Annotated in this window: 22 protein-coding genes; 7 read left to right on the plus strand and 15 right to left on the minus strand. The window is 56.4% G+C overall.

The features are described from left to right. The first annotated feature begins 98 nt into the window (after window positions 1-98). From ABIB60_RS14810 to ABIB60_RS14830, 5 genes are all read left to right on the plus strand, one after another. Window positions 99-1,376 (plus strand): cation:proton antiporter, encoded by a 1,278-nt coding sequence (locus ABIB60_RS14810; RefSeq protein ID WP_354580954.1) that lies wholly within the window; start codon window positions 99-101, stop codon window positions 1,374-1,376. Window positions 1,377-1,871: 495 nt separating this feature from the next. Further along, on the plus strand, window positions 1,872-2,288 hold the full coding sequence (locus ABIB60_RS14815; RefSeq protein ID WP_354580955.1) for a BLUF domain-containing protein: 417 nt from the start codon (window positions 1,872-1,874) through the stop codon (window positions 2,286-2,288). 58 nt (window positions 2,289-2,346) lie between these two features. Continuing rightward, entirely contained in the window at window positions 2,347-2,802 is a 456-nt protein-coding gene (locus ABIB60_RS14820) for a BLUF domain-containing protein (protein WP_354580957.1), read from the plus strand. 99 nt (window positions 2,803-2,901) lie between these two features. Further along, window positions 2,902-3,399, plus strand: a complete 498-nt coding sequence (locus ABIB60_RS14825) for a PAS domain-containing protein (protein WP_354580959.1) — start codon at window positions 2,902-2,904, stop codon at window positions 3,397-3,399. Beyond that, window positions 3,396-4,787 carry a sensor histidine kinase gene (locus ABIB60_RS14830; protein WP_354580961.1) on the plus strand — a complete coding sequence of 464 codons (1,392 nt, stop codon included), beginning with the start codon at window positions 3,396-3,398 and terminating at the stop codon, window positions 4,785-4,787. The genes ABIB60_RS14825 and ABIB60_RS14830 overlap by 4 nt, the downstream gene beginning before the upstream one ends. A 71-nt stretch (window positions 4,788-4,858) precedes the next feature. On the opposite strand, the gene ABIB60_RS14835 is transcribed toward ABIB60_RS14830, so the two are convergent. From ABIB60_RS14835 to ABIB60_RS14885, 11 genes are all read right to left on the minus strand, one after another. Next, window positions 4,859-5,269, minus strand: a complete 411-nt coding sequence (locus tag ABIB60_RS14835) for a hypothetical protein (protein WP_354580962.1) — start codon at window positions 5,267-5,269, stop codon at window positions 4,859-4,861. A 180-nt stretch (window positions 5,270-5,449) separates the two neighbouring features. Beyond that, window positions 5,450-5,665 carry a hypothetical protein gene (locus ABIB60_RS14840; protein WP_354580964.1) on the minus strand — a complete coding sequence of 72 codons (216 nt, stop codon included), beginning with the start codon at window positions 5,663-5,665 and terminating at the stop codon, window positions 5,450-5,452. Between the two features lie 628 nt (window positions 5,666-6,293). Beyond that, window positions 6,294-6,710, minus strand: coding sequence for a hypothetical protein (locus ABIB60_RS14845; protein ID WP_354580966.1), 417 nt, complete (start codon window positions 6,708-6,710; stop codon window positions 6,294-6,296). A 69-nt stretch (window positions 6,711-6,779) separates the two neighbouring features. Further along, window positions 6,780-7,187 carry a hypothetical protein gene (locus ABIB60_RS14850; RefSeq protein ID WP_354580967.1) on the minus strand — a complete coding sequence of 136 codons (408 nt, stop codon included), beginning with the start codon at window positions 7,185-7,187 and terminating at the stop codon, window positions 6,780-6,782. A 107-nt stretch (window positions 7,188-7,294) separates the two neighbouring features. Further along, window positions 7,295-7,792: a hypothetical protein gene (locus tag ABIB60_RS14855; RefSeq protein WP_354580969.1), complete on the minus strand. Its 498-nt coding sequence runs from the start codon at window positions 7,790-7,792 to the stop codon at window positions 7,295-7,297. A 74-nt stretch (window positions 7,793-7,866) separates the two neighbouring features. Then, on the minus strand, window positions 7,867-8,280 hold the full coding sequence (locus ABIB60_RS14860; protein WP_354580970.1) for a hypothetical protein: 414 nt from the start codon (window positions 8,278-8,280) through the stop codon (window positions 7,867-7,869). Between the two features lie 38 nt (window positions 8,281-8,318). Further along, the gene (locus ABIB60_RS14865; protein ID WP_354580972.1) at window positions 8,319-8,777 is read right to left on the minus strand and encodes a hypothetical protein; all 459 of its coding nucleotides are present in this window, start codon (window positions 8,775-8,777) and stop codon (window positions 8,319-8,321) included. Between the two features lie 418 nt (window positions 8,778-9,195). Further along, complete coding sequence (locus ABIB60_RS14870; protein WP_354580973.1) at window positions 9,196-9,468, minus strand: hypothetical protein; 273 nt, start codon at window positions 9,466-9,468, stop codon at window positions 9,196-9,198. Window positions 9,469-9,853: 385 nt separating this feature from the next. Continuing rightward, window positions 9,854-10,144 carry a hypothetical protein gene (locus ABIB60_RS14875; RefSeq protein ID WP_354580974.1) on the minus strand — a complete coding sequence of 97 codons (291 nt, stop codon included), beginning with the start codon at window positions 10,142-10,144 and terminating at the stop codon, window positions 9,854-9,856. 79 nt (window positions 10,145-10,223) lie between these two features. Further along, window positions 10,224-10,493 (minus strand): hypothetical protein, encoded by a 270-nt coding sequence (locus ABIB60_RS14880; RefSeq protein ID WP_354580975.1) that lies wholly within the window; start codon window positions 10,491-10,493, stop codon window positions 10,224-10,226. 1 nt (window position 10,494) lies between these two features. Next, window positions 10,495-10,848: a hypothetical protein gene (locus tag ABIB60_RS14885; protein ID WP_354580976.1), complete on the minus strand. Its 354-nt coding sequence runs from the start codon at window positions 10,846-10,848 to the stop codon at window positions 10,495-10,497. A gap of 893 nt (window positions 10,849-11,741) precedes the next feature. Here ABIB60_RS14885 and ABIB60_RS14890 point away from each other — a divergent pair. Both ABIB60_RS14890 and ABIB60_RS14895 read left to right on the plus strand, forming a co-directional pair. Then, entirely contained in the window at window positions 11,742-13,460 is a 1,719-nt protein-coding gene (locus ABIB60_RS14890) for a T9SS type A sorting domain-containing protein (protein ID WP_354580977.1), read from the plus strand. Between the two features lie 270 nt (window positions 13,461-13,730). Beyond that, window positions 13,731-14,489, plus strand: a complete 759-nt coding sequence (locus ABIB60_RS14895) for a DUF72 domain-containing protein (protein ID WP_354580978.1) — start codon at window positions 13,731-13,733, stop codon at window positions 14,487-14,489. Between the two features lie 632 nt (window positions 14,490-15,121). Here ABIB60_RS14895 and ABIB60_RS14900 read toward each other — a convergent pair. From ABIB60_RS14900 to ABIB60_RS14915, 4 genes are all read right to left on the minus strand, one after another. Further along, window positions 15,122-15,844, minus strand: coding sequence for a hypothetical protein (locus ABIB60_RS14900; protein ID WP_354580979.1), 723 nt, complete (start codon window positions 15,842-15,844; stop codon window positions 15,122-15,124). 665 nt (window positions 15,845-16,509) lie between these two features. Further along, a complete protein-coding gene (locus ABIB60_RS14905; protein WP_354580981.1) occupies window positions 16,510-17,679 on the minus strand; it encodes a DNA methyltransferase family protein in 1,170 nt (389 codons plus the stop codon). After that, on the minus strand, window positions 17,676-18,644 hold the full coding sequence (locus ABIB60_RS14910; protein WP_354580983.1) for a hypothetical protein: 969 nt from the start codon (window positions 18,642-18,644) through the stop codon (window positions 17,676-17,678). Before ABIB60_RS14910 ends, ABIB60_RS14905 begins: the two co-directional genes overlap by 4 nt. Before the next feature lie 5 nt (window positions 18,645-18,649). Next, the gene (locus ABIB60_RS14915) at window positions 18,650-20,650 is read right to left on the minus strand and encodes an ORC-CDC6 family AAA ATPase (RefSeq protein WP_354580984.1); all 2,001 of its coding nucleotides are present in this window, start codon (window positions 20,648-20,650) and stop codon (window positions 18,650-18,652) included. Window positions 20,651-20,653: the final 3 nt, after the last annotated feature.

The following is a 20,653-nucleotide window of genomic DNA, read 5'->3' on the forward strand; positions in this document are numbered from 1 at the left end:
CCGGCATCGTTGTGCGCCATTACAAAGACCCTACAGGCCGTTGGAGATGTGCTGCCCGCCCTCCACGCAGCTTTCCACGCATCCCTTTTATCTGACTAATGGAACTATACAACACCTTGGCCCTGCTGCTTGTGCTTGCCGCCCTGTTTGGTTACGTCAACCATCGTTTCCTGCGGCTGCCGGGCACGATTGGGTTGATGGTACTGGCGCTGGTTTCGTCGCTGCTGGCCCTTGGCCTGGGCAAGCTCGGCGTGGAATGGGTGTTAACTGCCAGCCGGCTGGTACGCGGGATTGACTTCCACGCCGCGCTCATGCAGGTGATGCTAAGCTTTCTGCTCTTTGCCGGCTCCCTGCACGTGGACGTGCGGACCCTAGGGAAGGAGGGCCTGGCCGTAGGCGCTATGGCGACGGTAGGCACGCTGCTATCCACGGCGCTGGTGGGTACGGCATTCTACTACCTGCTACCCCTGTTTGGCCTGCCCACCGCCTTTATACACTGCCTGTTGTTTGGCTCGTTGATTTCCCCTACCGACCCAATTGCCGTGCTGGGCATCCTCAAACAGGCGCGCATCGACCCGCGCCTGGAAATCCGCATTGTGGGCGAGTCCCTCTTTAACGATGGCATTGCCGTGGTCGTGTTCGTGAGCTTGCTGCAGATTGCCCAGTTCGGGACCGGGCAAGCCACCCCGGCCGTGATAGGCGAGCTCTTTCTACGGGAAGCCGTGGGGGGCCTCGGACTGGGCGCGGCAGCGGGGTATGCCACGTACCGGGCCCTACGCAGCATTGACAACTACCAGGTAGAAGTACTGATCACCCTGGCCCTGGTCATGGGCGGTACGGCCCTGGCTACGGCCCTGCACACCTCGGGCCCGCTGGCCATGGTGGTTGCCGGCCTGATCGTGGGTGACCGGGGCCGTAAGCTGGGCATGTCGGACAAGACGCGGGAATACTTGGACAAGTTCTGGGAATTGCTCGATGAGATTCTGAACGCGGTGCTCTTCGTGCTCATTGGCCTGGAAATGCTGATCCTTGATATCAGTCGTACTACCGTGCTTGTGGGGGCAGTGGCCATCGGGATAGTGCTCGTGGCCCGGTGGGCGTCGGTGGGCCTGCCGCTGGTGCTGCTCAAACGCGTGTATCCCTTTAACCGGCACACGCTGCGGGTGCTAAGCTGGGGCGGTCTGCGGGGTGGTATTTCCGTGGCCTTGGCGTTGTCGCTGCCCGAGACCATGCCGCGCGACCTGCTGGTGGGCGTCACTTACGTAGTCGTTATTTTCAGCATCGTCGTGCAGGGGCTCACTATCGGGCCACTGGTCAGAAAGCTCGGGTTGAGCCCAGGAGAAGCGCCCGCTGATCCGACGCCCGAAATACACTAGGTGCGGCCCCGGTATTTCCCTGCTTTCGTACAGAATACACCCGTTTTTCTTCCTGGGACTGGTGGGCCTGGCGGCTATTCTGGGCGCCTGGGCTAACAGGGCAGGGGGGTGCCGCTGGGTGTTATGCGTCTACCCGCAAGCCGGAGTAGTGCTGCACGGCCTGGAAACGGCCCGCCGCAACTGCCCTTACGGGAGCCCAACAAGTAGGCGCCGCGCCCGGCTTATGGCCGATCTGGACAAGATCAGCTAGCGCTTCGGGTCCCGGCGCTTTGGCTTAGCCCTGCCCCAGACGGGTACGCAAGGGCTGCCCTGGGTAGGGCAGAGCTTAGTTTCAGCGCCCGGCCTCTATCACCTGCTGGGAGGACTGACTGGAGTATTCGGAGTAGTATATGAGGAGGGTCTGCTGCCGGCTTAGGCGCAGAGAGGAAACTAAACAGCAGGCGTTGGTGTATTTTCTTTTGCTGTACTTTTCCTGGGCCGGATTGGCTCTTTTTTATGTCTCTACACCACCTTATCTACTTAAGTACCCCCGCGCGGCCTTTCTCGCTCCAGCAGTTGCACGCCTTGCTGCGAGAGTGCCGCATCAACAATGAGCGGCGCGAGCTGACGGGCGTGCTCTTTTACAGTGAGCAGCACTTCATGCAGCTCATTGAGGGAGAACAGGACCAGGTGCAGGCGCTCTACCAATGCCTGCAGCGAGATGCCCGCCACACGAACCTGATCAAGATTGCCGATAAGCCGATTCGGGCCCGCGGGTTTGCGGAGTGGTCCATGGCCTTCCGCTGCCTGGAAGGGGACGGGGCCGAGCAGGGGCTGCTGGACCTGGAATCGGTGGTTGTGCAGCGGCCCACGCTGGCGGCGGCCGACGCGCTGCTGCTGGAGACGATGCGCCAGCGGCTGCTGGCCGAGTAGGGGGTACGCTACGCGCGCGCTACCTTAGCGCACCGTCCAGTCTTTTCCGCGTTGTAGCATGAAACACATTGTGTACCTGAGTCGAGCTGTTCATCCTCTTTCCGATCAGGATCTGCAAGAACTACTCACGCAGTCCCGGCGCGATAATGCGCGCCATGGCATCACCGGTATTCTCTTCTACAGCCACGGACACATTGCCCAGCTCTTTGAGGGCGAGCCGGAGGTGGCCGACTCCTTGTTCGAGCGTATTGCCCGGGACGGCCGCCACTCGGATGTGCACAAACTGGTCGACCGCCCGATTACGGCGCGTAGTTTTCCGTCGTGGGCCATGGCCTTCCACCCCCTCGAGCCCGCCGGCTTCGAGGCGCTAGAAGGCTTTTTGCTGCCTGATCGGCTGCCCCCCCTGCCCACCAGCTTGAGTATTGCCGACGCAACGCTGGTTGAACTCGTGCAGCAGGCGGTACTCGGTCCCGCGGCCCCGCAGACCGCTGGCACATTCCCGGAAAACAAATGACCGGCCGAACTGGTAGAGGGTACTGTCCAGTGTTGAGCTTTCCACCCCATCTTGCCCCCAGTCTGGTTGCGGCTCATCAGAAGCCCGGCTAGTCCCTGTATGTCGGATTCCTCGCTTCGCCACTTACTGCCGCGCCTGCCCGCTGCCATTGCCGCCTGTACGGGCGAGGAACTGCGCATTGATTTTGTCAATGACTCGCTGCGGGCCCTGCTCGGACGTGATGATTTGCCCGGACGGCTGGCCAGCGAAACGCTACAGGTGTGGCCGCTGGAGCTGATCAGCTTCATGCAGGCAGTACAGAGAACGGGCAAAGCCTACGTGGTGCGCGCCTGCCCGCTGCTGGCGGGCGAGGATGAGCAGGGGCCAACGGCGGCGGCCTACTTTGACATCACCCTGGAGCCCGACCCGGCCGAGGATGGCTCCGTGCGGGGCCTGCTGCTGTTTGCCGTGGAGGTGACGGAGCAGGAGCGGGCCCGCCAGCGCAGCCACGTACTGGCCATGGAAACGCGGCGGCTGGACGCGCGCCTGCGCGTGCTCACGGAAACGGCTCCGCTCATTAGCTTTACCATGGAGCCTAATGGGAGTACGAGTACGTGAGTCCGCAGTGGCACACGTTTACGGGCCAGCCCACAACCTGTGACATTACGGCCGTCTGGCCGCTGCTGCTGCACCCTGACGACCGGTTGCGGGTGCTGCACCAAATGGATGTGGCCCGGGCTGCGGGTGCGGGGTGGAGCTACGAGTGCCGGCTGCGGCGCTACGACGGACAGTTTCGCTGGATGCTGAACCGGGCCGTACCCGAAAGCCATTGCTTTGGCAAACCCGCCTACTGGCATGGGGCCATGGTGGAGGTGCACGACCAGCGGGAGATGGCCGAAGTGCTGCGCAAGGCCGAGGCCGAACTGCGCTTTTTGGCGGACAGCATTCCCGAGCTGATCTGGATTGCCTCGCAGCCGGGGCTGGTTACCTACTACAACCAGTTCATGAGCGACTACTCCGGCTTGACCAAGCAGGAGCTGGGCCCCACCGGCTGGATTAATCTGCTGCACCCCGGGGAGCAGGCCGACACGGCCCGGCGCTGGGTGCTGAGCATAAGCTGCGGTGAAGCCTTCGAAGGGGTCGGGCGCCTGCGCCGCCACGACGGGGCCTACCGCTGGCACCTGATCCGGGCCCGGCGGCTGGATGACGGGCAGGCCCTGCGCTGGTTTGGAACCTGCACCGATGTGGACGACCAGAACCGGCTGCGCCAGGTGCTGCAAACGCAGTACGATGAGCTGGCGCAGGCCAACCGCGACCTGGATACGTTTGTCTACACGGCCTCCCACGACTTAAAGCAGCCCGTGCACAACCTGCGCGGCCTGTTTGAGGAGCTGCGCCGGGCGGCCACGTTTGATGACCCGGAAGAAGCCTACATGCTGCAGATGCTGGACGGGGCCCTGTTGCAGCTGGATACCACCCTGCAGGAGCTAGCCGCCACCGTGCGCGAGCAGCGGGGCCTGAGCGCCCCGACGGAGGAGTTGGACGTGGCCCTGGTGCTGGAGGAAGTGCTGCTGGGCCTGCGCGCGCAGGTGCTGGAAAGCCACGCCACGATTGAGGTGGACGTGGACACCGCCCCGCCGCTGCACTACGGCCGGGCTAATCTGCGCTCGGTACTGCATAATTTGCTCAGCAACGCGCTCAAGTTCGCCCACCCCGAACGCGCGCCCCACATCCGGGTGCAGAGCCTGGAATCGGCAGCGGGAGAGCCAATGCTCGTCGTGCAGGATAATGGGCTGGGCATGGTGCTGGCTGAGCAGCCCACCCCGGTGTTCCAGCCCTTTACCCGCCAGCACGCCCACGTTGGGGGCGCGGGCGTGGGCCTGTACCTAGTACAGCGCATAGTGGCCGGGCGCGGCGGCCGGCTGGAAGTGGCCAGTACCGTGGGGGAGGGCACTACCTTCACCATCTACTGGGAGCAGGAAGCCCCGGTGGTGCCCGTTGATTAGCAGCCAGCCGGGGTCAGCGCCCGGCCTTTACCACGTGCTGGCAGGATTTGCTGGGTATGCGGGAATAGAGGCTAGTCGTGGTCGAGCAGTTCGCAGGCCCAGGTCCGGGCCGCGCGCAGATCGGTGAAATGTCGTACTTCAATAGAGAGGACCTGGGTGGGGTAGGTGTACTCCTCCTGAATCAGGCGGCGGTTCAGCCAGTCTTCCGACTCTATCATGGCTAGGCGGCGCAGGCCGGCGGCCGCCAGGGCCGGTAGCACTTCCCCTACCCAGGCCAGGTCCTCGCGCTCCATCGGGCCCAGCCGCCGATCATCCGCTATCCAAGCCGAGATGTGGTGCTGGCGCACGAAGGTCATGGCCTGCACGACAGCCTCGCGAAAAAACGCGCTACTCACGTAGTCGCCCCAGACGGCTTCCAGGGCCGTGCAGCCGATATCGTGCAGGTAGAAAGTAACGAAGGGAAACGAGGCAAGATGCACCATTACGTACCAAGGGAGCCGCTGCCTGCGTGTGGAGTGCCAAAGCGAAGGGCAGAAGAGAAGCAAAAGAGAAACTTAGCAGGCGTACTACGTAGCGTGTAGGGCAAAAGATGGGCCCTCGCTTCGAAACGAGGCTCAGTAGCGCGCAGTCCCTGCTGAACGCTGCCGCTGCTCTGGGGCGGCTTAGTGCCACGTGATTCCCGTCGCCGGATGGGGGCGGTCAGTAGCCGGCCGCAGTTCCAGCTCATCTACCTGCGCCAGCACCCAGCCCCCCCTAATGGAAGCCGTGGTGTACTGGCACAGCGCGTAGCCGCCGTCCAGTTCGGTAATAATCAGCTCCGGGCCTCCAATGCGCAGGTGCACCAGCGAGCCTACGCGGTAGTCAGCAGATTCCTGCATAGCGGATACGGTTAGGGATAGTGAGAAGCAAACGCCCTCCTCTCTGCCCGTAAAAGTACGTATTCCGGCGGCCACCAGAAAAAACGGTGCCAGCCGGCAGAAAGGCACCCGGCGCGTAGCGCCGCACCTGGACCGTCGGTGCCCAGTGCCTAGCGTAGCTACCGGGAGAAATGGCCTGTCGTACTTCGGCCGGCACTTTGACGGTGTGCACCAGGGCAAGAATAGGTACTTGGTTGTTACTTAGTTGTCGGCCTGCTCTCCGACTGGCGTCCTGCAAGGCCACCGCCCCCCGGGAATGGCCGCGAGAAAGTACCCCGTTTGATCGGCTATGCGGTAGCGACCAGTGGCAGGGTGAGCAGTAGCAGGCGTGAGGGCACTGAGCTAGTAGAGTAAGGGGCGTAATTCTCTCAGTAGTTAGGGAAGTACTAAACGGAGGGCTAGACAGATGACCACCCAGAGCACCAAGTCCACCGGTGTGCCCCGCAGAACTAGGCCGAGTAAGGTACCACGAGAAAACGGCATCCTATTGTTGGAGTCGGGTAGAGGGCACTGGCCAGCAGGAAAATGCCACAGCTGAGGACGATACACCAGACGGCCCTGCGCTCATTGGCGGGGATGGTAACGGCCATTAGCGGGCGTACACGTCGTCGTATTCGTAGTAGGGTTGGTTCACGAAGGCACGTTCGGGCACGTAATGGAGCACGAGCCGGTGGGCCGTGAGGTCTTGGAAGATGATCTTGCCCTGGTTGTATTGTACTGTTGTGGGGTCGAGGTAGGTAATCGGACTACCACCCAACGGGTGATCATCCTTCACGGCGTAGTGGAGAATGGCCTCTTTGGAGATGACGGTGTAGAAGTGGCGGGCGGCGGCGCTGGTATCCGTGACTTGCCGGATCAGGGTACCGTCAGGCGCGTACTCGTACGAAACGAGGCTCTTGATCGTCCAGCGCCCTTCAACGGAAGGAGCGGGCGCTTCGCTTTCTTTTTTACAAGCAGCCGTTAGCAGGGCCAGGCTCAGTAGCAGAGAGAGTAGTGGTCGCTTCATATAGGGGGAGGGAGTTCTGTGTACTGGAACATTTCCGCCCCCGGCCGGCGCCGCAGGGCGCGGGCGGCCCTAGAGGAGAATAAAGGTTTTCGCCCCAACAGCACCGGATTTCGGCAGGTAGTAGGTGGCCGTGTCGGCGGAGAAGTTGGTCAGCTTGCGGTTGCCCCGCCCGACGCGCAGCCAGCCAGGGTATTCCCCTCGCCGGATAATGACCGCGTCGCCGGGTTGCAGGTGCAGCGCGGGGCGGCCGGCTACGGTATCGCGCAGCTGGCGGTAGAGCACCGTGCTCTTGTCCAGCTGCAAGCCGCGCGGATTCAGACTACCACTCAATGCCTGGGCAACGTCCACGGGCGGTGGTAGGGCGACGACCCGAGGGGGGAGCCGGTTCTGCGCCCGCGCGAAGGCCGGCAGAAAGAGGGCGGCGAAGAGCAGGTGCTTCATATTCAGCCAGGTAGAGGTGATGCGTATGTAAATCATCCAACCGCACATCGGCCGGCCAGGAAGCGCCCTGCTTCTTAGACCAGCGCCAGTTGCTGGTTAAAGAATAGGGTGCAGAAGAGTGAGTAGGAGGTGGATATGGAGCACTATTCGGGAAGACGCATGAGTAATACTTGTGCAGCGGGGTTGTATTTCGAAGCCTGACTAAAACTCAGTAACACCTTGCTACCCTGCCACTGAAAGCAGAGTAGGGGAACAGAAATCTTTTTGGCTGGACCGTAGCGCGCTACGAGTGCCCGGTAGAGTCGAGCGCTGTTACGAGGACCGTTGGTACTGAGGCTGATGCCGTCCAGTCGTGTATTGGTGAAGGTATAGAGAACCTCGGTCAAGGGCACTCCCTGAAACTGGAGGTTCTTCTGCGGCTCCACGTAGGTTACCGTTTCGCCATCATCGAGAAAGACCTTCAGGTGTGGAAACTCAGTAATGCTTTTGCCAAACTGATACGCTTCCACACCATTTTCCGCGTCCAGCAGTTCCTCCCCTACCGAGACGGCAGCTTCTTGGGCCCTTGCCAGCAGGCTGGTGGTGAATAAGAGGCTGCCGGTGAAGGCCGAGACCAGCCTGAAACGTTGGAATAATACCATATGGGGCACAACTGTAACAATGGGAGTATCATCAATTCGGCCGGTGGTATCCCCGCGGAGCAACGGGTGTTGGCTTAACGGGTGTATTTGTCCTCCACATCGTAGTATGGGGTATTGGGCGCGCTTTTGTTGATGTTCTTGTAGCGTAGCGTAAGCGTATGCTCACTCAACTCCGCGATGGTGCAGGTGACTTGCCCCCGACTATACCGAAGCTCATTGCCCTCACGAACGTAACTGTGTCTTCCCCAAGAGCTTTTGGTGCCGCGTTCATAAAAATTCAGCGAATCTTGGGTGATGACCATGTAGTAGGTCATGTCGGGAGTCGATTTCTGAGAAACGAGTTGCCCGGTTGCAGAATACTCATAATCGATGGATTGCTGGGAATCCCAGCGGCCTGTTAGGGCGGGCTGTACCTTCGGGTCGTCTTTCTTACAGGCAACCGTGAACAGTGAGAGGCATAAGAGAAGGAGACGGAAATGGGTTGGCATAGTTTCTTTTAGGAAGGTACAGCTACTGGTCAGTGATATCAATTCGGCCGGTTGTGTCCTCCACGCAGCAGCGTCAGCACTTCCTCTTTGGCTGCAATCAGGTCATCCTTCGCTGCTATAACAACATCTTTTGATTCTATCAGCGCGTCCCGGCTGCCTATCAGGGTCCAGAGCATCTCTACCTCCTTGCGCAGGGCTTCCTTCTCGAAGACAACCGGCTCCCCAGCCTCCGGCCGCTTGGCGTCCACGAGCTGCACCTCGGCCGCTCCATCAAGAAACATTGCACCCCAACCCAGTAGGAGCCAGGTAGGATTGATTCGTTCAACTGCGCCAATAATGGAGGCTATATATGCAGCGCTTGGCTCTGAGGCTCTATCAAGGTAGGTTCTGGTCGTGCCATCATGAACGCCAACCATATTGCTGAAACTCGTAGCATTCATACCTAGAGAATCAATCAAAACCTTAAGTCGCTGCTTGATGGACGCTTCAGTTTGCATGAAGGCAATCGTTAGAATTTAGTACTGTAACTGCAGTAGTTATTAATGCATTTGCACGTGCGATTGCGCGTACTCGCTGCCCAAGTTCGGCAACCGGCAGCCAAATTACCCAAACCCGATGGAAGACCTTGCCCCGTACTGCTCCGCTACGATCCGCTAGTTCAGCCAGCCGGTTCAGCCGTTCTCCCCGATGGCTCGGTGGGCGTGCAGGGGGGTGGACCATTCCAAACAAGCAAGTGTTGCTGGTCCGCTACCAGCATCAGACCCGCCCGGGCCCAGAATGCTGGCGTGATGAGGCAGCAAAGGGCCTACGGGGCCGACACGGGCCGTCTGCTCGTGCGGGATGCGCCGGATGTCGCCTGTTTGCTCAAAAGCTGGGGCCCGTTGGCTGAAGCTCGCGTTTACCGCGCCACCTAGCTTAGCGCCGCCACACCTGGTGCAGCAGCGTCAGTCCCTCCAGGACCAGTTGCCGCCGTCCCCCCCAGGAGTGGTGCACGTGGGGCGAGGGAGCCAGCAGTTCCAGCAGCTCATCGGCCCGGTACGGCACCGCGGGCTCCTGGGGCAGGTAGGTAAAGAGAAACCGCTGCGCCGCGTCCAGCGGTCCCTGGCCGCCGGCCTCCTCCGCCTCCGTGGCCTCGACCAGGCGCTGGCCCAGGGTCTGGAGTTCAAGAAGCAGGGCAGGGGCTACCATCGAGCAACAACATATGTACGCGTTCCAAAACTACTCTTTTTCCCCAATGCCCGGGCGGAAAAGCAAAAACACTAGGCCCTGCTGGCCCTGGTGAAGTACTGCCTGCCGGACTTGGCCGTGACCGCCCACCTGCGCCTGGAGCCCGCGCCCCTAGCTGAGAAGTAATGTGGGCTGCAGCTACTAGCAGGGGCATCTAATCGTGTGCGTTAGCGGCATGCTGCCCCCGGCGCTACGGGCTGCCCAGCAACAGGGCCGCACCCATGCGCAAGTGCTGCTCCTGCTAGTAGCTGCCGACCGGCAGCCGGGAAATCGACTGCCTTGACTACCGTCGCGAATTGCCCCTGTTCTGGCCCCAGGCTGCCTGCTACTGCGCGCCCGCCTCCACCTACCTGTCGGGCCGGTGTGCCAGGGCCCGGCACAGGCGCAGGGCCTGCCGGGCCAGGTCCTGGCGCGTGGCGATGGGCTGCTGGTTTACGTCCTGGGCGTAGGCTTCGAGCAAAGAAAAATAGGTCTGCAGCTGCTGGGGAGTGGCCGAAACCAGCCGGTGCGAGGCAATGTGCTGCAAGGTCTGCTGCAGCCCGCTTTCCAGCAGGCGCAGCTCGTGCTGCTCGACGGCCGGGGCCTGCGCCACGGCTTGCCAGCGAGGCAGCTGCTCAATTAAGTGCGTCAGGTGCATACAGGTGCGGCGGATAAGTCGGTACACCTCAATATACTACGAATTGTGGACCTTGCCCCATGGGCAGCGCCAGGCCCGCCTAGCGCAGCAGGTCCGCGGCCTCCAGCAGCTGTTCTCGCTGCTGCTCCCAGCCAAGGGCGTGCGCTTGCCGGCCCAGGGTTTCCAGCCGGGCCAGTGCCTGCTGCACCTTCGGCCGGTAGTGGCGGGAGAGGGGCAGGTGCTGGGCCTCCCGCAGCTGCACCAGCCACTCCCGCTGGTAGACTCCCAGCAGTAGTAGCTCCAGGTGCGTGCCCTGCCCGATCTGCTCTACCAGTCCGCGTTGCCGGGCAATGATCTGCAGCTGGTACATGTCAGTGATCGGTGGGCTGGCGGCCGGCGCGTGCCTGGCGCGCGGCAGCGTAGAGGGGGTTGGGCAGGTACTGCAGGGTTTCTCGCAGCACGCGCAGCGACTGCTGCACGGCCGCCGCCTGCTGCTCCAGGCTCGGGGCCGGAAACGGCACGGCGGCCGCCAGCCGCGCCAGCTCGTGCAGGAACTCGCGCTGGGCCTGCGCGGGCCAGGTCTGCTGCTCGGGGATCGGCACCTGCTGGTAGTAGCGCAGCAGTTCCCGCCGAATGGCATAGAGTACGGTGCGGCTGGTGGTTTCAGTCACCTGCTGCAACTCGGTGTGCAGCTGCTGTAGGCGCGGGAGTAAGGATAGGTCCATAAGGGGGAAATCACCCCCAGTACGCACGAGCTTGCAGGCATGTTGCCCCGTTTTTTCCTCCGGCCAGGCAGGATTTAGCCCCACCAGCGCTGCCTGTACCCGTTTTATCATCCCCCTAGCCGGTTGTCCGCTGATGGTCCTAGGCCGAAGTAAGGAAATAGAGAACCGTCTGGTTAGCGGCGATTTCAGCCACCCACATGGTACCTACTCCCACAAGAGGTGCATACGCCGACAGGGAGTGCGATACTATAGTATAAGGGGGCGTGAACGCACAGCAGCCTGTAAAGTGGTCCCGCTTGGCGGAAACTGGGATGGTTTTAAACAGGCACAGTTGCCCCTTCCCAGCCGGCTCCTCTCTAGCCAGAATGACGCCCGGCTCGGTGTAGCGCCGGCCCCGGAATCTGACACAGGGCACGCCCGTCCGCCCATACTGCCTGGCAGTTATGATCCAGCTTGCGCTGGTATGGCACGGAAGTATCTAGATAGTGATACTACAGCTACCCGACTGGTGTATCACGTAGTTATCTGCAAATAATCAAGTCCCTCTTACTTGGGTCTTTTGTCATGCTGTCTGTAATGGATGGGTTGCACACGCATATGTAGTATATCAGTCTTTATGCTACGGACTAGGCTTAGGATTGCAGGAAGGGTTAATTTGCTGACAAAAGGGGCCTTCTAGCTCAGCGCCTTGAACCTAGTGCTTTCGTAACCCATTCTACATGGATCTATTCTACCCTCGAATAACAGGCTCCCCTGCCCCTAACTGGCGGCTACGAACTGGGCTGAGCTTACTCCTTCTGTTGGCTTTGGCTGGGCGCGTCCAAGCTAATCCCCCAGTCAACGACGAACCGGACAAGGCGGTGGTCCTACCACTCACTACGGTCTGCACCAACTTGGCAGGGACGACCGTCGATGCAACGCCCAGCGTAGCGCCCGCTGCCGACGGCCAGCAGCAAACCGGCGGAGCTAGAACGGATGTGTTTTATTCCTTCGTCGCCCCCTGTTCCACGGTCACCCTCACGGTTTCAGACGTGCAGAGTACCGCTTCTACGGTCAGCGTCGGGATTATTACCGTCTACAGCCGCAGGGCCACCACCTATACTTCTGTCGGCCAACAGGCAGTTTCGTTAGCCCTGAGCACGCTTACTGCGGGGCAAACCTACTACGTGCGCGTCCAAACCTGCGAAAACATTTTAAGCTCCTACCGGGGGCTTAGCGCTACGTTTAACATCTGTGCCACCATTCCCCACGCGCAGTTTGCCCCGTTCGTGCCGTATGCCGGGAGTCAGGCGGGCATGGTAACGGGGGTGGCCGTGCAGGATCTGAATGGCGATCGCTACCCCGATATCGTCACCAGCAACCGTCCTACGCCCACGGCCGGGGTGTTGCTCAACCAGGGCAATGGCCGCTTTGGCCCCGGCATTTCGTACGCCTCGAATGCTCGGGAATTCAGCCGTGAGGTAGTAATAGAAGACGTCAATAACGACGGCTCGCCTGACCTCGTGCTGGCCCACGCCTCTGAGGACCGGGTCGCCGTATTTCTCAACCGCCGGGACGGTACGTTCAACGCGGGGGCCTCGTACGAGGTGAGCGCTAAAAGCGACCCTGAATCAGTAGGGTTAGGTGACGTGAACAATGACGGCTTGCTGGACATCGTGACGGCCAACAATCTGAGTAAAGACGTGAGCATCCTGCTCAACAAGGGCAACGGCCAATTTTCGGCCCCCGTAGTGCACAGCACCGGCACCAACAGCTTTCCGGTCAAAGTACGGGTAGCCGACCTCAACCAAGATGGCTATGCCGATATCCTGGTCGGGCACAACTACTACGATTATCTCAGCGTGTTCTACAATGGGCCGGGTGGCATTGCGGCTCCAGTGACCTTCTCCACCGGCCTTAGCAGCTGGCCCGTTGACTTAACCGTTGCGGACATGAATGCCGATGGTCACCCCGACGTGGTGACGGCGCACGCCGGCTCGAACTCGGTGGGCCTGCTGCTCAACCGCCGGGACGGCACGCTGGCGGCTCCTGTTCGTTTTGCGACCGCGACGGGCCCGGCAAGCGTGGCCGTGGGTGACCTGAGCGGGGATGGGCGCCCGGATATTGCCGTGGGCACGGGCAACAACACGGTCGGCGTACTCTACAACCTGGGTAACGCCACCTTCACCTCCACGCTCTCCTACCGGACCGAGGCCCCCTTCCTGAACGCCAGCTCCCCGACTATTGCCTTAAGCGACGTAGACCGGGATGGCAAACTCGACATTGTAGCGGCCAACTACGAAAGCGCCACGGTGAGCATTCTGCGCAATACGAGCACCTGCACGTCCACGGTGACCAGTAGTGAGCCGGAGCTGAAAACCCCTGAGGGCCTGGTTGTTTTCCCGAACCCCGCGTCTGGCTCTACTACCGTCCGGTGGCCCCTCGCTGCTTCCGGCACGGCTGCCACTCTGACGCTGCGCGACACCCAAGGCCGGTTGGTACTCAGCAAACAGGCCAGTGGTTTATCCTGCACAGTGGAGCTGCATGGCTTGACTCCGGGACTCTACTTCGTGCGGATACAGTGTGGGAGTCACACTTGGGCAGGCCGCTTGCTAGTGGAGCGCCCGTTATAGACCACACGTCGCATCCTGAGTAGCCGCGACCGCACTATTTTACGGATGACGATCTTCGTAGTGATCTCTTCAACAGTAAGTTCTGCTAGTAGGATTCATCCACTGGGTACCGTTCAATCATCATGTAACTACCCTACTTTCGCTACCTACATGATTCGTGCGATAAGAAGAGATGATACGTTGGGGCCCGGGCAGATGCGCCCTGGGTAAAACGTCGAGGCAGCGGGCCCCGTTATACCCCGAAACTCCCGTATCGTATACCTCCTTCCTATGCCTGGCACCCTTGGCATTCTACGCACTGGCACCAGCGGTATCGTCGTGCCGGGCCCCAAGGCCACCTTTCCTCCGGCCTACCAGGCCACGAGTCGCCTTACCTATTATGCCACCCTGTTTAACTCGGTAGAAATTAACAGCACCTTCTACCGCGTACCCCAGCCCAAAACGTTTGCGGCTTGGGCCGCAGAAACCGGCCCTCAGTTCGACTTTACCCTCAAGCTGTGGCGCGAGATTACGCACAGCCAGGCGCTGGCGCAGGACCTCGCCGGCCTTAGCCGTTTTCTGGAGGCGGCGCGGGAGCTGGGTCCCAAGAAAGGCTGCCTGCTGCTGCAGTTCCCGCCCAGCACCACTATTCGTCAACTACCCGCGGTCAGGACCCTCTTATATGCGCTGGCGGCGGCCGACACCGCCCGCGAGTGGCGCCAAGCAGTGGAGTTCCGTCACCCTAGCTGGTATGCCGATGATGCGTTTGAGATGCTGGATCACCACGGGGCCAGCCTGGTGCTGCACGACAAAGGTCCCGGCCGGAACGCCCAGCTCAACGAGGAGGCGGACTTTGTGTATATGCGCTTCCACGGCCCGCAGGGCAACTACCGCGAGTCCTATGAGCACGACTTTCTGCACGACCAGGCCGAGCAGATATATGACTACCTGCAGGAGGGGAAAGACGTGTACGCCTACTTCAACAATACGATGGGTGCTGCGTTTGCCAATGCCCAAGAATTACACCGGCTGGTGGACGAGCGGGCGTGAGCCGTACCACTCACGTCCGGGGCAGCCTGGCGCTGGTTTCCAGCGCCAGGCTGTGGGGTAGAGCACGGCGCGGACCTGTCGAGTACAACGGCCGCAATCCAGGGAATAAGCGCTACGGTCAGTACTATAAACTGCGGCGTAAGCCCCGGCACCGATAGTTTTGAGAAGTGAAAAAGAGGTCTGGCGAACTCACATAGACTCAACACAATAACGAGGCGTTTTACCCAGTAAGCGCCCCGCCACACCGCCCAACAGACAATCCCAATGGGTACCAGCGTGATCAACAGGCTGATCAGGTAACCGAGTGAGTAGTCCATAGCGCGCTCAGCCTGGTTGCCTGGAAAACGGCACCCTTCAATTGGACTGTGTGGAATTGAAAATGCATCTGGCTTTCGACCACTATAGTCGCCAGAATCTCTTCAATCGGATTGTGTAACACCTAGATTGATGACTCCAGGCGAAGCTGAAGTATCATTTATCATGGCTGTAGGAGTTGTACTGAGTATAACTTAATCGTTACCTGAGCACAAAATTGCAAATTCACATACTCTATTTAAAGTCACTTTCAATCTCTAAGCAATTTGGCACCTTACCGCGCCTCATTCTTGGCTGGCCCACCTCACTGCGCAACTCTACTCCGTCAACAGCTTGACAACAGTAGTTGCCAGGATGGAGAAGACTACTAGCAGAACCCACCAGCTACGTCTTTTAGTCGCATAATCCAGCTGGGGGGAGCGTTGGATATAGAAAAATGACCACAACAGCAGACCGCTTAAGGCAGCTCCGCTAGTGGCTACCAGAATCTTGTTAGTGGCCACGTAAACCATGACCATTAGCCCCAATGTCGCTACTACTAGAGGAATACGCAGTCGCTCGAGCATGGGCATACGAAGCTGAGGTGTGACTGGGTGAAGCGCCCGCAACTGCGCTTCCAGTGCGTCGTAGTCCTCAATCTGCTTATGAATTCCTATCACCTCGTGGGCCGTCGCTCCTGTAATGGTTAAGCTGCCGTTGTGATGTCGGGTAATTCGGGTGATACGCGCAAGAGGGATGGTAATGGAGGGGGTGTCACTAATCTCGCGGGTGATGCTTGTGTCGGAGATGGTCAGAGTATAGCTGTGGTAAAGCCGTTTCTGCTGCTGAATGCTCCGGTAGATACCGACGCCCAGTGCGCCGAGCATCAGCGGAATCAGCAAGAGCAGCACTTCAGCTTCCTGCTGGGGCGTACTTTCCGAATTGGCGTAGGACATCCCGTAGCCCACACCCAAAGCAAGCAGTCCCAGGGGTAGGCCGCGTAATAACAACTGACGCCGGATTTCACCGAATCCCTCGGGCCGATTTGTATAGTGATTCATAGTAGTGACAGAGTACACATCCGTACCAAGAAGCAACTTACCCACTAGATGTGAAACGCAGGCAGAAACTAGTAGTCAATGCCAGCTGGATACCGCATATCGTCTAGGCGAGTATAGAGCCGAATCATCGTGCTTGTTTTATGCTTAGCCTGGTTTATCACCTTCGAGTCATCCGCCCCATTGATCTTGGACCAGGCACGCGCTTCGACGTAATTCTGCCCACCCCACCCTTCGGTAAGAAAAGCAGCACGGTGCTCAACGAGGCAGGCGAGCCGACAATTTTTTCGCCGTTCAGACTCTCCATGTTATATTTCTAGAGTTCTGGTTAGTACCGATAACCCTTAATTATCAGTACTAAGTTTATGAATCAAGGAACTGTCGAAGAATTAAGGTAGCTAATCTAAGCAAAGCTTTACCTCGGCTTAATTAATCTAGGCTGGGGTCTTGCGCGCATACTCGCAGTCCATCACCAAGTAGCAGATAATGTTGAGCTAGGCCAAAGTGCGTTAGACTATCAAACGGCAGCCAACTGGCACAAATCCAGTGTGCGTTATAATCTCGGGCATTTCCTAGGTACAGTTAGCGGATAGGAAGTCGAGGCGGAGCTAGCAGATAATTTTCATGGGTAAGGGTTTATAGATTGCACCCAATGCTACAAAAATGGTTTAACCAATTGCCTCCACTTCGACTAATACCTCTTGAGTTTTAATGCTTCTGCGCAATCCTTTAAGACAAGCAAGTAACTCACAGCCTATGCTCACAAGAAAGGTGGAAAAACCACTAACAGAAACATACCGTGCGCAGGTGCCTACATAAATCTGCTCCGTTAATGACCAATTACTTACTAGATAATTTCGCAGTTTTTCTGCATCACTCAATGTAAGGCACTCAACGGCTATGACGCAGTCAGATAGAACAGCCGTGATACCCACAGGCAAAATCACTACTTTATTCACATCTGGTTTGCACACTCTCGGAATCAGTACCGCAGGACCAGTAGCAAATTCAACATCTGATTTAAAGATGCGCTTTTTTGTCACATCCAGCTTGCCAGTTGCAAGATCGGTGGTGTGAATGAATGGAAAACTCAGAGGATGATCAGATGATTCGACGCGTGAATTTGATATGCTCCCCCGTACCACTCGGGCCTGCAAGTTGCAAGGTGCAAGTATGTCATTTACAGGAGCTTCGAGAGCGATGAACTCGGGTTTGATACTAACTCCTTCGGTAAAGCGCACGATGGCAGTCCGAGGTTCACAGTCTTTGAAGCCAGCTTGCGGAATAAGTTCGACTATTTCAAACCCGTAATGGCGCTTCAACAATTGGCGCGCTTCAACGTCTAAATCATTATAGAGAGGGCCTTGAGGAATGATGGCAACTAACTGACCTCCTGGGCTCAAATAAGCCAAGGCGTCCACAACGAATGCCAACGAAGGGCTACACCGAACGGTGGTGCCAGCAATGTTCACTTTACGATAGCGCACCTTACCCCTCTGGATCGAAAAAGGGGGGTTGAGAGCAATTGCTGCTAAGCGTAGCGTGCGGTTGCGAATTGTCAGGATTGGTTTCCGTGCCTCAGTATTTGTAAAATCACAGATGAAGGCCTTCCACTTTGGGTAGCAGCCCTGCAGGGTGATGATGGCATCCTCGTCAATATCTATAGCTGTGCATCGAATTGACGGCCATTTCTTTTGCGCGGTCCACAGTAATCGACCATCCCCAACTGCAAAATCAGCAATGTGCTTGGGATTTACGATAGTAAACGCCTCAATGACTCTCTCAGCCAGTTTGTCTGGAGTATAGTACTGATCAAAGGTCTTGGCCTTGGAAGTCATTCGACAGATGCTGTTAGCAAAGAAACGAAAAAGGTAACATGATACACGTAAATGCGGCCTATACCAACTGTACGTCCCTGTTTCCTTTTAGGGAAATCGTAAAGTAATTGGACTCTGTCTTCATTGAAAATTGCATAAAGCACAGCACCAAGTGCATGTGGTTTGGTGCCGAATAAAGCGATTTTGAGTGTGTCGTTGTTATGAGCCTCGGCTAAGTCCTGCATTATGTAGTAAAGACTAAAAGGACAGCCTGCATCTACAAACTTTATTTTGTTATAAACAAAATCACTAGCATCATCAAGAGTTTGCTGGTTTGCAACATAAGCCTCAAAGGGATATTCTGGCCTGAAACCTGGTAAGCCAACTATTGGATACACCTTATTTCTTGGTGGACCCATTGCAATGGTTGCAATCTTAAAACGAATTCCTTCGAAACCTAGAATAGGAACGTAACAGTATTGCTCACCAGGCTGCTGAAACATATCAAATCCTGGAAGCGCTCTCATCTGCTCGTACTCATTACTTAAATCATAGAGATTAGCAGTGGTTTGCGAGCGTGAGTATTCCTCCGGCTCAACATACAGCATCCTTATGGGCTGAGAAACGCGTAGCGCACTTGCCAATAGCACAGCCCAGATATGATGAGACAGACCTGTGATGTCAATGTAAACTACGGGTGAGTTAAATTCTTGCCATATCGCATCCTGTTCGGACTGATTATATAGTCCTAAAGTCCGACGATTTCCTTTGTAAGTAAGAATAAAATTGTCAATGTCAGCTTCATCATCTTCCAAAAGTGCATTGGATAAATTGCTTTTTTCCATATGCAATTGCAAAATAACAGACCTGTTTTCGTCGCTACTTCCATATAGGTATAGCCCTCCGCTCTCAGGGGTGAATTCCTGCAATGTAGAAAAGGATTCTGTTGGAATAATTCGTTGACTAAATTGATCGAAACGTTCCATCAAAATTATTCCTCAGGATTGAATAACAAAGGCAATTGCCCTGTAATATTTGGTTTATCATCAAGCCCACCTCGCCGTCTTCTATGGGTGGAAGGAAGATTAGAAGTAAATAACCCATCATGCTTCAGCGCTCTGTCTTTGTTCTTGTTTTTTCTGGCAACAATTTCTCTTGTTGTTTTCTCTTGGCTATGAAGCAGCCCTAAAATTTCGGTAGCATGGATGGTTGTTTTGCGTTTCTTGCGGAAACTGCAATTAAAATGGGCGCTAAAAATGGGATGTACAAAATATATGTCGCCTCTAACCTCTTCCCGCCCAAGCTTATTTCCCTCCTCACGCATTAAGCCTAAATGGCTATATGACATCTCCAATATAGCTTTTGCTTCGAGTACTTCTTCATCGGACTCAACAGTGTCGCCATTTAACTCTGGCACGAAGAACTGATTTACTTCCGGGCCACTATTGAAGGGTTCTTCAGCAAATATCTGGAATACTCTTCCCAAGCCTGTAACCAAACGCATTATTGTGCGGCCTTTAACGTCGACGCCTTCTAGTTCGGATAGATTATTTTTACCCACTGCGCTGGCGGCGTCGGTTTGATGATAGTGGTGAATGGGTCCATTCAACCCATCTTCTTGTAATTGCCTGCTAAGGGCAGCCACAAGTAGCTGAAATAAGAATCTGATATTCCCTCTCGCCATGAGTAGGTATGTGTCCCAACCTGAGTAAAGCTTTTTTCTGCCGCCACTTTTAATAGCAAAGAGTGAGGCATATAAGTAATTATCCAAACGATTACGCCATGGCCGTGGGTAGTCTAGTAAATTGCGCAACGATTCAGATGAACTGATATTACGGCGCGCGCCCCATTCATGGGCAAACCATACAGAAACAGGCCGAAGCTCTCGCAGAGCAGTTAGCTGTTTGTCTGATAGACTCAGTGAAGGATTAGAAAGGATGGCATTTGTCAGTTTTTTGACGCCTAATATTTCTGCCTCATCAGCATACGACAAATGCGGCAGTAGATTTTTAACGGTGAGTGTTACCGGTGCCAAGCCTTTGGGCAAATATTGTTGGAGAAGTTCTAGGCGCTGATTGCATACCTGTTCAGCAAATGGACTAAAGTTCTCATCATTAAGATAGTCCCTTATCGAAATTCTGCTAAAATCGTTGGGAGCTTGCAGTACTTGCCCTTCAATTGTCTTCTTTTCGCGCCATCCTAATTCACGCACGCCTACTTTAAAGCAATACTTACGCCCTGGCGACTGCTTGATGAGAGTATTAACAACCATTTGCTGATAATCGGAGAATACTTCATACTCATCAAGCATAATGTATATAGGCTTGCCGCTAAAAGGGTGTAGTTGGTATATTATATCAATTAAATAATCAATTGGATGCCCGAGTGTCGAAAATTGTAAAGTCTGATTTTTAGGGTCTTGTATATTGTTTGTGTATTTGCTGAATTTGGCAATCGACATTTCTAGCTCCTGACTCAGCATCTTTGCGGTAAATGGATTTTTCGAATCTACTGTAATGGACAGTGATTCTAAAAAGAGAGTCCAGTCAGTGTGTGTCAGCTTTAACTGGCATTTTTCAGTAGACTCATACCATAAGAGCATTTTAAGAATAACGTTGCAGATAACTAAATTGAAGTAATGACTAAAAAGCATAATCCAGTCCTCTTCGCTCTTGCCTTTGCCTCTGAGGTTACCAAAACCTTCAATTCTGAAATAAACTCCTAGAAATTTCCAATCATTGAAGTGGGATTGGCTAAGTCGGTATTGTCCTTCGTATGATAAGCCGCTCAAAACAGAAGTTTTTCCAGTGCCACGGTCACCAACTAGAATGCATGATTGATTCAGTTCAAGAACTTTGAAATAGCCAGGCGATTTGAATAATGTGTACAGGTCATGATGTAGCCATTCTGCCTTGTGTGCGAACAAATGGGGAAGCTCACTTAAGGCCGCTCCATAGTCAAGTGATGAATGCTGCTTCTCTTGATTTTTCATTTG

Source organism: Hymenobacter sp. UYP22 (assembly GCF_040547285.1).
Taxonomy (GTDB): Bacteria; Bacteroidota; Bacteroidia; order Cytophagales; family Hymenobacteraceae; genus Hymenobacter.

What these genes read in the sequence shown, in the direction of transcription:
- ABIB60_RS14810 (WP_354580954.1), top strand. Translation starts at nt 99, where the DNA reads ATGGAACTATACAACACCTTGGCCCTGCTGCTTGTGCTTGCCGCCCTG.
- ABIB60_RS14815 (WP_354580955.1), top strand. Translation starts at nt 1,872, where the DNA reads ATGTCTCTACACCACCTTATCTACTTAAGTACCCCCGCGCGGCCTTTC.
- ABIB60_RS14820 (WP_354580957.1), top strand. Translation starts at nt 2,347, where the DNA reads ATGAAACACATTGTGTACCTGAGTCGAGCTGTTCATCCTCTTTCCGAT.
- ABIB60_RS14825 (WP_354580959.1), top strand. Translation starts at nt 2,902, where the DNA reads ATGTCGGATTCCTCGCTTCGCCACTTACTGCCGCGCCTGCCCGCTGCC.
- ABIB60_RS14835 (WP_354580962.1), bottom strand. Translation starts at nt 5,269, where the DNA reads ATGGTGCATCTTGCCTCGTTTCCCTTCGTTACTTTCTACCTGCACGAT.
- ABIB60_RS14840 (WP_354580964.1), bottom strand. Translation starts at nt 5,665, where the DNA reads ATGCAGGAATCTGCTGACTACCGCGTAGGCTCGCTGGTGCACCTGCGC.
- ABIB60_RS14845 (WP_354580966.1), bottom strand. Translation starts at nt 6,710, where the DNA reads ATGAAGCGACCACTACTCTCTCTGCTACTGAGCCTGGCCCTGCTAACG.
- ABIB60_RS14850 (WP_354580967.1), bottom strand. Translation starts at nt 7,187, where the DNA reads ATGATTTACATACGCATCACCTCTACCTGGCTGAATATGAAGCACCTG.
- ABIB60_RS14855 (WP_354580969.1), bottom strand. Translation starts at nt 7,792, where the DNA reads ATGGTATTATTCCAACGTTTCAGGCTGGTCTCGGCCTTCACCGGCAGC.
- ABIB60_RS14860 (WP_354580970.1), bottom strand. Translation starts at nt 8,280, where the DNA reads ATGCCAACCCATTTCCGTCTCCTTCTCTTATGCCTCTCACTGTTCACG.
- ABIB60_RS14865 (WP_354580972.1), bottom strand. Translation starts at nt 8,777, where the DNA reads ATGCAAACTGAAGCGTCCATCAAGCAGCGACTTAAGGTTTTGATTGAT.
- ABIB60_RS14870 (WP_354580973.1), bottom strand. Translation starts at nt 9,468, where the DNA reads ATGGTAGCCCCTGCCCTGCTTCTTGAACTCCAGACCCTGGGCCAGCGC.
- ABIB60_RS14875 (WP_354580974.1), bottom strand. Translation starts at nt 10,144, where the DNA reads ATGCACCTGACGCACTTAATTGAGCAGCTGCCTCGCTGGCAAGCCGTG.
- ABIB60_RS14880 (WP_354580975.1), bottom strand. Translation starts at nt 10,493, where the DNA reads ATGTACCAGCTGCAGATCATTGCCCGGCAACGCGGACTGGTAGAGCAG.
- ABIB60_RS14885 (WP_354580976.1), bottom strand. Translation starts at nt 10,848, where the DNA reads ATGGACCTATCCTTACTCCCGCGCCTACAGCAGCTGCACACCGAGTTG.
- ABIB60_RS14895 (WP_354580978.1), top strand. Translation starts at nt 13,731, where the DNA reads ATGCCTGGCACCCTTGGCATTCTACGCACTGGCACCAGCGGTATCGTC.
- ABIB60_RS14900 (WP_354580979.1), bottom strand. Translation starts at nt 15,844, where the DNA reads ATGAATCACTATACAAATCGGCCCGAGGGATTCGGTGAAATCCGGCGT.
- ABIB60_RS14905 (WP_354580981.1), bottom strand. Translation starts at nt 17,679, where the DNA reads ATGACTTCCAAGGCCAAGACCTTTGATCAGTACTATACTCCAGACAAA.
- ABIB60_RS14910 (WP_354580983.1), bottom strand. Translation starts at nt 18,644, where the DNA reads ATGGAACGTTTCGATCAATTTAGTCAACGAATTATTCCAACAGAATCC.
- ABIB60_RS14915 (WP_354580984.1), bottom strand. Translation starts at nt 20,650, where the DNA reads ATGAAAAATCAAGAGAAGCAGCATTCATCACTTGACTATGGAGCGGCC.